Raw genomic sequence first — 8940 nt, 5'->3', positions numbered from 1 at the left:
CACCCCCGGGCGCGCCGCCAACCCCGCCGACACATCAATCACCGCATCAGCATCGGTGTAGGGCCCCGACGTGTCATACAAATCCACATGCTCACCATTGGACAAACCCACCCGCCGAAACGGCACCCGCGCACCCGGCACATCGGCGATCTTGCGATAAACCTTGCTGCTTCCGGTGATTGGGCCCGTGGTGACAGACGCGTCGAGCCCACCAGACAAAGCGGTCATGAAACATCTCCCTACGCCGGCATTGCCCGGCTACAGCACCTTCAGTTCCTGGGTGATCTCGCCGACGGAGGCCTTCGCGTCACCGAAAAGCATCGAGGTCTTCGCGTCGAAGTACAGCTCGTTGTCAATGCCGGCGAAGCCGGGGCTCATCGAGCGCTTGAGCACGATGACCGACCTCGCGTGGTCCACGTTGAGGATTGGCATCCCGTAGATAGGAGAGGCTGGATTCGAGCGCGCTGCCGGGTTCGTGACGTCGTTGGCACCGATCACCAGGGCCACGTCGGTCCGGCCGAAGTCGCCGTTGATGTCGTCCATCTCCTTGAGCTGCTCATAGGGCACATCGGCTTCGGCGAGCAACACGTTCATGTGACCGGGCATCCGTCCGGCGACGGGGTGAATGGCATGTTTGATCTCCACGCCGCGTTCCTCGAGCAGGCTCGCCATCTCGCGCACGGCATGCTGCGCCTGCGCGACGGCCATGCCGTAGCCCGGGACGATGACCACCTGGCTCGCATACGCCATCTGAATCGCCGCGTCGGCAGCGCTGGTCTGCCGGACCGTCTGGTCCACCGGACCGCCACCGGGACCCGCGGCGGCCGTCCCACCGAAGCCGCCGGCGACGATCGCCGGGATCGACCGGTTCATCGCCTTGGCCATCAGGTTGGTCAGGATGGTGCCCGAGGCGCCGACGATCATGCCTGCGACGATCAACGCGGTGTTGTCCAGCGCGAGCCCGGTCGCGGCGGCGGACAGTCCGGTGAGGGCGTTAAGCAACGAGATCACCACCGGCATGTCCGCACCCCCGATCGGCAGCACCACCATCACGCCGAGCACGGCCGCCGAGAGCAGGACACCGATCATCAGCAGCTCGGATTGCCGGCCCGCACCGATGGCGACGGCGCACCCGACGGAGACGAGCAGTACTGCCAGGTTGAGCGGTTGCTGTGCCCGGCCCAGGCCGATTGGCTTGCCCGGCAACACTTCCTGCAGCTTGCCGAAGGCGATCAGCGAGCCCCAAAACGACACCGAACCGACGATCGCGGCGAATAACGAAGTGATGGCTACATATTCGGCCACCGTCGCGTACCCGTGGCTGTCCCGGAACTCCACCCAGGACACCAGCGCCACGGCGCCGCCGCCCACTCCGTTGAACAGCGCCACCATCTGCGGCATCGCGGTCATCTTGACCCAGCGCGCCGCTGGCACGCCCACCACCGTGCCAAGGATCAGCCCGAGCGCAATCAGCAACCAGTTGCTCACGTGCGGCGTCAGCAGGGTTGCCACGATCGCGATCACCATGCCGGCGGCGGCCGTCAGGTTGCCGCGCGCCGCGGTCCGTGGCCCGGTCAGACCCGCGAGGCCGTGAATGAACAGTGCGAAAGCGACGATGTAGGCAACGGCGATCAACTCACTCATGGGCCGGCGCAACCTTCCCTGGCTCGGCTTTCGGCTTCTTCTTGAACATGCCGAGCATGCGGTCCGTCACGAGGAACCCGCCCACCACGTTGATGGCGCCGAAGGCGATGGCCACCACCAGCAGAACCCGATCGAACGGGCCCGATGCGGAGCGCCCGAGCAGGACCAGCCCGGCCAGTAGCACGATGCCGTGAATGGCGTTGGTGCCGGACATGAGCGGGGTGTGCAGCGTGTTGGGCACCTTGGAGATCACCGCGAAGCCGACGAAGCCGGCCAGCACCAAGATCGCCACGTTGGCCAGGAGCGTCATCGGGCCTCCGTTAACTGGTCGCTGGTTGAGGTCACGCAGCAGGCGGCGAGGATCTCGTCCGAGAGGTCCGGCGCGATCTCACCATCGGCCAGCATGTGTTCGAGCAGAGCCAGCAGGTTTCGCGCGTATAGCTCGCTGGCGTGCTCGGGCATCGTTGCCGGCAGGTTCAGCGGCGCCGTCACGGTGACGTCGTGCCGAACCACGCTCTGCCCGGGCACGGTGAGCTCGCAATTGCCACCCGCCTCCCCAGCGAGGTCGACAACGACGCTGCCGGGCCGCATCCGGCGCACCGCCTCGGCGGTGACGAGCGTCGGCGCCGGGCGGCCGGGGACCAGTGCCGTGGTGATCACCACGTCGAATCCGGAGATCGCTTCGGTCAGCCGCCGCTGCTGTTCGGCCTGCTCCTCTGCGGTCAGTGCGCGAGCGTAGCCGCCATCGCCGGCGGCCTGGACACCGAGCTCCAGCCACTGGGCGCCGAGCGACCGGACCTGCTCGGCCACCTCCGGACGGACGTCGAAGCCGGTCGTCCGGGCGCCGAGCCGTTTGGCGGTGGCCAGGGCCTGCAGTCCGGCAACACCCACGCCGAGCACCAGGACCGTAGCGGGCTTCACCGTTCCGGCAGCCGTGGTCAGCATCGGGAAAAAGCGGGTCGAGCATTCTGCGGCACGTAGCACAGCCTTGTAACCGGCGACGTTGGCCTGAGACGAGAGCGCGTCCATGGTCTGTGCCCGCGAGATGCGCGGTACGGCTTCCACCGCGAAGCCGGTGACCCCTGCCAGTCGCAGCTGCTCGGCAACCTCTGGGCGAGTGCGTGGTGCGAGGAACCCGATCACGATCGACCCGGGTTTCATCAAGTTGATCTCGTCGTCGGTCGGCGGATTCACCTTGACCACGACGTCGGCCGGCCACGGGTCGCCGATGGTGGCTCCGACCTGTTCGTAGTGCTCGTCGGGGATCCGTGCCGCGGCACCGGCCCCGGGCTCGACCACGACGGCAAGGCCGGCGAGACGTAGTCGTTCGACAACCTTTGGGACCAGCGCGACACGGCATTCGCCCGTCGTGGTTTCCCGGGGCACTCCGATCTGCGTCATATTCCTCTTCCTGGCTGTGGCCCGGCAGAGCCCTTGTGGTGGTTCAGGTGTGTGCCTCCGGCGACCGCGCCAGAGGTTGAAGTGGTTGTAGGATAGAGCATGCGGTATACTGTATGCAACCGCTCCCAGCCGCCCACGCTCCGCGGCTTCCGCGACGGCCGAATTCGGCGAATGACGGCAGCGCCCTAGACATCGGCTCCACCGTCTGCATACAGTATACATATCGGAGGGAGTCAGTGTGAGGATTGCAGTCGTCGGCGCCGGGGCGATCGGCGCCTATTGGGGCGCCGCGTTGCACCGCGGAGGCGCCGAAGTGCACCTGATCGCGCGAAACGAGCACCTTCGCGCGATGCGGGAGGACGGTGTGCGGGTCATCAGTCCGCGGGGTGACTTCGTCGCATATCCCAACGCCACCGACGACCCAACCGAGATTGGGCCGGTCGATTACGTCTTTCTCGGGTTGAAGGCCCATAGCTACCCGTCGTGCGGGCCTCTGGTGAAGCCTCTGCTCGGCGAGAACACGGCGGTGCTGGCCGCACAGAACGGGATCCCGTGGTGGTATTTCCACGAGCTGGACGGGCCGTACCGGGGGCGTCGAATCGAGGCCGTCGATCCGGGCGGTGCCACGAGCGCCGTCCTGTCACCCGAGCGGGCCATCGGTTGCGTGGTGTATCCGGCCACGACCATCGAGGCGCCCGGGGTCATCCGGCACCTGGAGGGCACCCGTTTCTCCATCGGTGAGCCATCGGGGGAGGTCTCGTCGCGCTGCACCGCGTTGAGCGACGCCATGGTCGCCGGGGGATTGAAGTGCCCCGTCGAGGCGGACCTGCGCAACGACATCTGGATCAAGCTCATGGGCAACGTCGCGTTCAACCCGCTCAGCGCGCTCACCCGAGCGACGATGGTCGAGTTGTGTCAACACCCGCACACCCGGCGATTGGTGATACAGCTGATGGAGGAATCGCTGGACATCGCCGCCAGGGTGGGCAGCACGCCGGACATCTCCATCGAGAAGCGGCTGCGCGGGGCGGAGAACGTGGGACACCACAAGACCTCGATGCTGCAAGACCTCGAAGCGGGCAAGCAGCTGGAACTCGACGCGATCGTGACGGCGGTGGTGGAGATGGCAGACCTCACCGGTGCCGCCGCGCCCACGCTTCGCACCATCCACGCCGCCACCGACCTCCTCGCGCGCAGGTGTGCGCCTGCAGCGACGCAGGCCGCCGGAGCGCCCGAGAAGGCCATTCAGCCGGCTCTGTCCTGAGGAGGAACATGTTGAACCGTCGCGCCAAGATCGTTTGCACACTGGGGCCCGCCACCAGCACCGCGCCGCGGCTGGCGGGACTCGTGGACGCCGGAATGGATGTGGCGAGGCTCAACTTCAGCCACAGCACGCAAGCCGAGCACAAGGCCCTCTACGGCATGGTCCGTCGGATCGCCGCGGAGCGCGGTCGCGCGGTCGGCGTGCTCGCGGATTTGCAGGGCCCGAAGATCCGGCTGGGCCGGTTCGCCGCGGGGCCGGTCGTCTGGACCGCGGGGGAGCGGGTTGTGATCACCACCGCCGCATGCCCCGGCGACCACGACCGGGTCTCCACCACCTACGACGGGTTGGCGGACGACGTGCGGGCGGGCGATCGGCTGCTCGTCGACGACGGCAAGATCGACCTGCGGGTGGTCGACGTCAACGGCCCCGACATCACCTGTGAGGTCCTGCATGGCGGCCCGGTCAGCGACCACAAGGGCATCTCGCTCCCCGGCGTTGCCGTCAGTGTTCCGCCCCTGTCCGAAAAGGATATTGAGGATTTGAAGTTCGCCCTGGACCTCGGTGTCGACATGGTGGCGATGTCGTTCGTCCGGGCGCCCGAGGAAGTCAAGCTCGCGCACGCCGTCATGGACGAAGTCGGCAGGCGGGTGCCCATCATCGCGAAACTCGAGAAGCCCGAGGCTGTTTCGAACTTGCCGGCGATCGTCGAGGCGTTCGACGGGCTGATGGTGGCCCGCGGTGATCTCGGTGTGGAGATGCCGCTGGAGCGAATTCCGCTGGTGCAGAAGCGGGCCATCCGGCTGTGCCGCCAGGCGGCCAAGCCGGTCATCGTGGCGACCCAGATGCTCGACTCGATGGTCTCCGACCGCCGTCCCACCCGGGCCGAGGTCTCCGACGTGGCCAACGCCGTCCTTGACGGGGCGGACGCGGTGATGCTCTCCGCGGAGACCAGCGTCGGGGCACATCCGCCGCACACGGTGGCCACGATGGCGCGCATCGTCGAGGAGGCCGAGGACGCGCACTACCAAGTGCAAGCCGCTGATCGGGCCGCCAGGGAAGACGGCCACGAAGACGGCGACGATGCGGGCGTCGGCGATGCGATCGCGGCGGCGGCCTGCGATCTGGGCAGACGGCTCGGGGCCATGGCGCTGTGCTGCTTCACTCGTACCGGGGACACGGCACTGCGGTTGGCGCGCCAGCGATCACCGCTGCCGCTGCTGGCCTTCGCTCACGACGACTCGGTGCGGGCCCGGTTGGCCTTCTCCTGGGGCATCGAGTCCGCCGTACTGGCACCCGCCACGACGGCCGAGGGCCTGCCGACCGAGGTGAGTCGGGGCCTGGCGGCCATGGGCATGTGCGATCCGGGGCACAACCTCGTGGTCGTGGTCTCGGGAAGCCGAAGCGGCGTGTCGGGGTGCACCGATTCGGTGCGCGTGTTGCGCATCGAACAATGATTTCCGCTGCCGACCGTCAGCCGTCGTCGGCCGACCCGACCGACCCGACCCGCCGCTCGAGCTCGGCCAGTCTGGCGCGCAGTGCCTTGTCGGCGTTGCGGCGGTCCGTCACCTCACGCATGATCGCGGATATACCGACGATCCTGCCGGCATCGTCGTTAAGCAGGGCGACGCTGAATTCGATTGACAGACGGCGCCCGTCACGGTGTGCGGCGGGCACGCTCAACAGCTGGTCCCCATAGCGGGTATGCCCGGTAGCCATCGTCTGTCGGTAGCCCTTCCAGTGCCGCTCCCGCAGCTTCTCCGGGATGATCAAGTCGAGGTTCTGACCCACCGCCTCGGCCGCCGAATACCCGAAGACGCGTTCGGCCCCGTTGTTCCACAGCCGAATGATGCCGTCCGGGTCGGTCACCACAATGGCCTCGGCCGCTTCGTTCACGACCGCCCGGGCAAGCCACGCCTGCGTGGCGCCGGCCGGACTCGATCCCGACGCCTGCACCGACGGCGTCACCTCTTCAGCCAAAGTGCCGCTGCCCTCTGCCACTGCCTTGCTCCTTTCTCCGCTTTGGCGCACCGTGAGGCGCTTTGGCGCACCGTAAAGCCGCCTGGGGCCGACGGACCGCGCCTCATCCTGACATGATTATGGTACTAACGACAGAATACAGCATTTGACATACTGCATACAGTCTACTATGGTCGATTTGTTCGCGTGATTGGAGCGAGAAATGATCAACGCAATGCTCGGAGCCCTGGCTGTGGCACCGATTGCCTGGGCCGTAACTGCCTGGGCTCGAGTCGGCTAACGCACCCCAGTCAGCACCACACAGGCCGGGGAAGCAAGGAGGGTTGTCCGTGCTGCTACGCCAGCTGGAGTACTTCGTGGCAGTGGCACGAGAACGCCACCTCGCCCGCGCCGCGGCGGCTTGCCACGTGTCGCAGCCCGCGCTGTCCGCGGCGATCGCCAAGCTGGAACGGGAGCTCACCGTCACGCTCATCAATCGGCGGCAGAACTTCGACAGTCTGACGCCCGCGGGCGAACGGCTCGTCGTCTGGGCCAATCGACTGCTCGCCGAGCACGATCGCATCGGTACGGCAGCGCCAACGTGAAAACTGTTAGGAGCCAAGGGAAATAGTGAACAGTCAGGAAGGATCCACCCCATGAGTGTCGCGTCCATGCCAGACACGGAGGCAGGGTGCACCGGCGAACCGGCTAGCCTCACCGATGGTATCCATCTGGTCGTCGACGCGCTCAAGCTCAACGACGTGGACACGATCTACGGCGTGGTTGGTATCCCGATCACCGACCTGGCTCGCCTCGCACAGGCGTCGGGCATCCGCTACATCGGCTTTCGTCACGAGAGCGACGCGGGCCACGCCGCGGCGGCGGCCGGGTTCCTCACCAAGAAGCCCGGCATCTGCCTGACAGTGTCCGCTCCCGGCTTCCTCAACGGGCTTGTGGCGCTTGCCAACGCCACCACCAACTGCTTCCCGATGGTCCAGATCTCCGGATCCAGCGAGCGTCATCTCGTCGACCTTCAGCGGGGCGACTACGAGGAGATGGACCAGCTGGCGGCCGCCAGGCAGTTCGCCAAGGCGGCGTACCGAGTATCTCGGGCCGAGGACATCGGCCGAGGCATTGCCCGCGCGATCCGCACCGCGGTATCCGGCCGCCCCGGCGGGGTCTACCTCGACGTCCCTGCCGCGGTGCTCGGCGAGGTGATCGATGCCAAGAAGGCGGCGGCGACGCTGTGGCGGGTCGTCAACCCGGCGCCGCGCCAGCTGCCCGACGTCGAGGCGGTCGACGGCGCGATCGACCTGCTCGCCGGCGCCAAGCGGCCCCTGATCGTGCTGGGCAAGGGCGCTGCCTACGCGCAGGCGGACGAGCAGATCCGCGAATTCGTCGAGAACACCGGCATGCCGTACCTCCCGATGTCGATGGCCAAGGGTTTGCTGCCCGATGACCACCCACAGTCGGCAGCCACCGCCCGCTCGCTGGCCCTGCGCAGGGCCGACGTGGTGATGCTGGTCGGCGCGCGCTTGAATTGGCTTCTGGGACACGGCGATGCGCCGCAATGGAACGCTGGCGCCCAATTCATCCAGGTCGACATCGCCGCCGCGGAAATGGACAGTAACCAGCCCATCGCCGCGCCGCTCGTCGGCGACATCGGCTCGGTGATGGAGGCGCTGATCGAGCGGAGCAAGCCCGGCCAGATCGCCGTCGCGGCGGACTGGCGCGAGGAGCTAGCGGCCAAGTCGGCGCAGAACGTCGCCAAGATGGCGGGCCGCCTCGCGGCCGCGCAGACCGCACGCCCGATGAAGTTCCTCGGCGCGTTGCAGGCGATCCGCGATGTCCTGCACGACAAGCCCCAGGTTTATGTCGTCAACGAGGGCGCGAACGCACTTGATCTGGCGCGCAACACGATTGGCATGCAAGTACCCCGCCATCGCTTGGACAGTGGCACCTGGGGCGTCATGGGTATCGGCATGGGCTATGCGATCGCCGCCGCCGTGGAGACCGGCGACCCGGTCGTCGCGATCGAGGGTGACAGCGCGTTCGGGTTTTCCGGAATGGAGGTGGAGACGATCTGCCGTTACAACCTGCCGATCGTCACCGTCATCCTCAACAACAGCGGCGTCTACCGCGGTGACGATGTCTCCGCCGACGGCGACCCGGCGCCGACCGCCCTACGGGCTCGTCACGAGTTCATGATCAAAGCGTTCGGCGGCACGGGATACCGGGCCACGACGCCGGCCGAACTCACCGCCGCCCTCGGCGAGGCGCTGGCCAAGGGCAGGCCGGCCCTCATCGATTGCGTGATCGACCCATCGGACGGCACCGAGAGCGGCAACATCGCCCACCTCAACCCCAAGGGCATCACCAACAACCATCGCTGAGCGCGACGACCACCACCACCAAAGCAAACGACCACCAATGGAACATAGAAGGGAATCAAGTGATGACTGAACTGCCGCTCTCCGGCATTAAGGTGATCGACTTCACCGGGGTGCAGGCCGGTCCGGCGTGCACGCAGATGCTGGCCTGGTTCGGCGCGGATGTGTTGAAGGTGGAGCGCACCAGCGGGGGTGATGTGACGCGCAATCAGTTGCGCGACATCCCCGATGTGGATGCGCTGTATTTCACGATGCTCAACAGCAACAAGCGCTCGTTGGCGATCA

Annotated in this window: 8 protein-coding genes and 2 pseudogenes; 5 read left to right on the top strand and 5 right to left on the bottom strand. The window is 66.9% G+C overall.

Annotation, left to right across the window (positions count from 1 at the left end):
- The 4 genes and pseudogenes from VE759_RS11145 to VE759_RS11130 form a co-directional block, all read right to left on the bottom strand.
- A pseudogene (locus VE759_RS11145) lies at window positions 1-228 on the bottom strand (phosphomethylpyrimidine synthase); the annotation flags it as partial.
- A 30-nt stretch (window positions 229-258) separates the two neighbouring features.
- Window positions 259-1644, bottom strand: coding sequence for an NAD(P)(+) transhydrogenase (Re/Si-specific) subunit beta (locus tag VE759_RS11140; protein WP_324931780.1), 1386 nt, complete (start codon window positions 1642-1644; stop codon window positions 259-261).
- Window positions 1637-1954: an NAD(P) transhydrogenase subunit alpha gene (locus VE759_RS11135; RefSeq protein WP_324931777.1), complete on the bottom strand. Its 318-nt coding sequence runs from the start codon at window positions 1952-1954 to the stop codon at window positions 1637-1639. The genes VE759_RS11140 and VE759_RS11135 overlap by 8 nt, the downstream gene beginning before the upstream one ends.
- The gene (locus tag VE759_RS11130; protein ID WP_324931774.1) at window positions 1951-3045 is read right to left on the bottom strand and encodes a Re/Si-specific NAD(P)(+) transhydrogenase subunit alpha; all 1095 of its coding nucleotides are present in this window, start codon (window positions 3043-3045) and stop codon (window positions 1951-1953) included. The genes VE759_RS11135 and VE759_RS11130 overlap by 4 nt, the downstream gene beginning before the upstream one ends.
- A 238-nt stretch (window positions 3046-3283) precedes the next feature.
- Here VE759_RS11130 and VE759_RS11125 point away from each other — a divergent pair, with 238 nt between their 5' ends.
- A complete protein-coding gene (locus VE759_RS11125) occupies window positions 3284-4309 on the top strand; it encodes a 2-dehydropantoate 2-reductase (RefSeq protein WP_324931771.1) in 1026 nt (341 codons plus the stop codon).
- Window positions 4310-4317: 8 nt separating this feature from the next.
- On the top strand, window positions 4318-5763 hold the full coding sequence (pyk, locus tag VE759_RS11120; RefSeq protein ID WP_324931768.1) for a pyruvate kinase: 1446 nt from the start codon (window positions 4318-4320) through the stop codon (window positions 5761-5763).
- Between the two features lie 16 nt (window positions 5764-5779).
- Here pyk and VE759_RS11115 read toward each other — a convergent pair whose 3' ends face one another.
- Window positions 5780-6307: a PAS domain S-box protein gene (locus VE759_RS11115; RefSeq protein ID WP_324931765.1), complete on the bottom strand. Its 528-nt coding sequence runs from the start codon at window positions 6305-6307 to the stop codon at window positions 5780-5782.
- 308 nt (window positions 6308-6615) lie between these two features.
- On the opposite strand from VE759_RS11115, the pseudogene VE759_RS11110 reads away from it, so the two are divergent.
- The 3 genes and pseudogenes from VE759_RS11110 to VE759_RS11100 form a co-directional block, all read left to right on the top strand.
- A pseudogene (locus VE759_RS11110) lies at window positions 6616-6840 on the top strand (LysR family transcriptional regulator); the annotation flags it as partial.
- Between the two features lie 81 nt (window positions 6841-6921).
- Window positions 6922-8658 carry an oxalyl-CoA decarboxylase gene (oxc, locus tag VE759_RS11105; protein ID WP_324931762.1) on the top strand — a complete coding sequence of 579 codons (1737 nt, stop codon included), beginning with the start codon at window positions 6922-6924 and terminating at the stop codon, window positions 8656-8658.
- Between the two features lie 62 nt (window positions 8659-8720).
- Window positions 8721-8940, top strand: a 220-nt coding sequence (locus VE759_RS11100) for a CoA transferase (RefSeq protein ID WP_324931759.1), incomplete at its 3' end; no start/stop codon positions are given.

The organism is Mycobacterium sp. (assembly GCF_035640695.1).
Lineage (GTDB): Bacteria > Actinomycetota > Actinomycetes > Mycobacteriales > Mycobacteriaceae > Mycobacterium.
The sequence above is the reverse complement of the archived record's forward strand: the minus strand, read 5'-3'. Positions and strand labels throughout refer to the sequence as shown.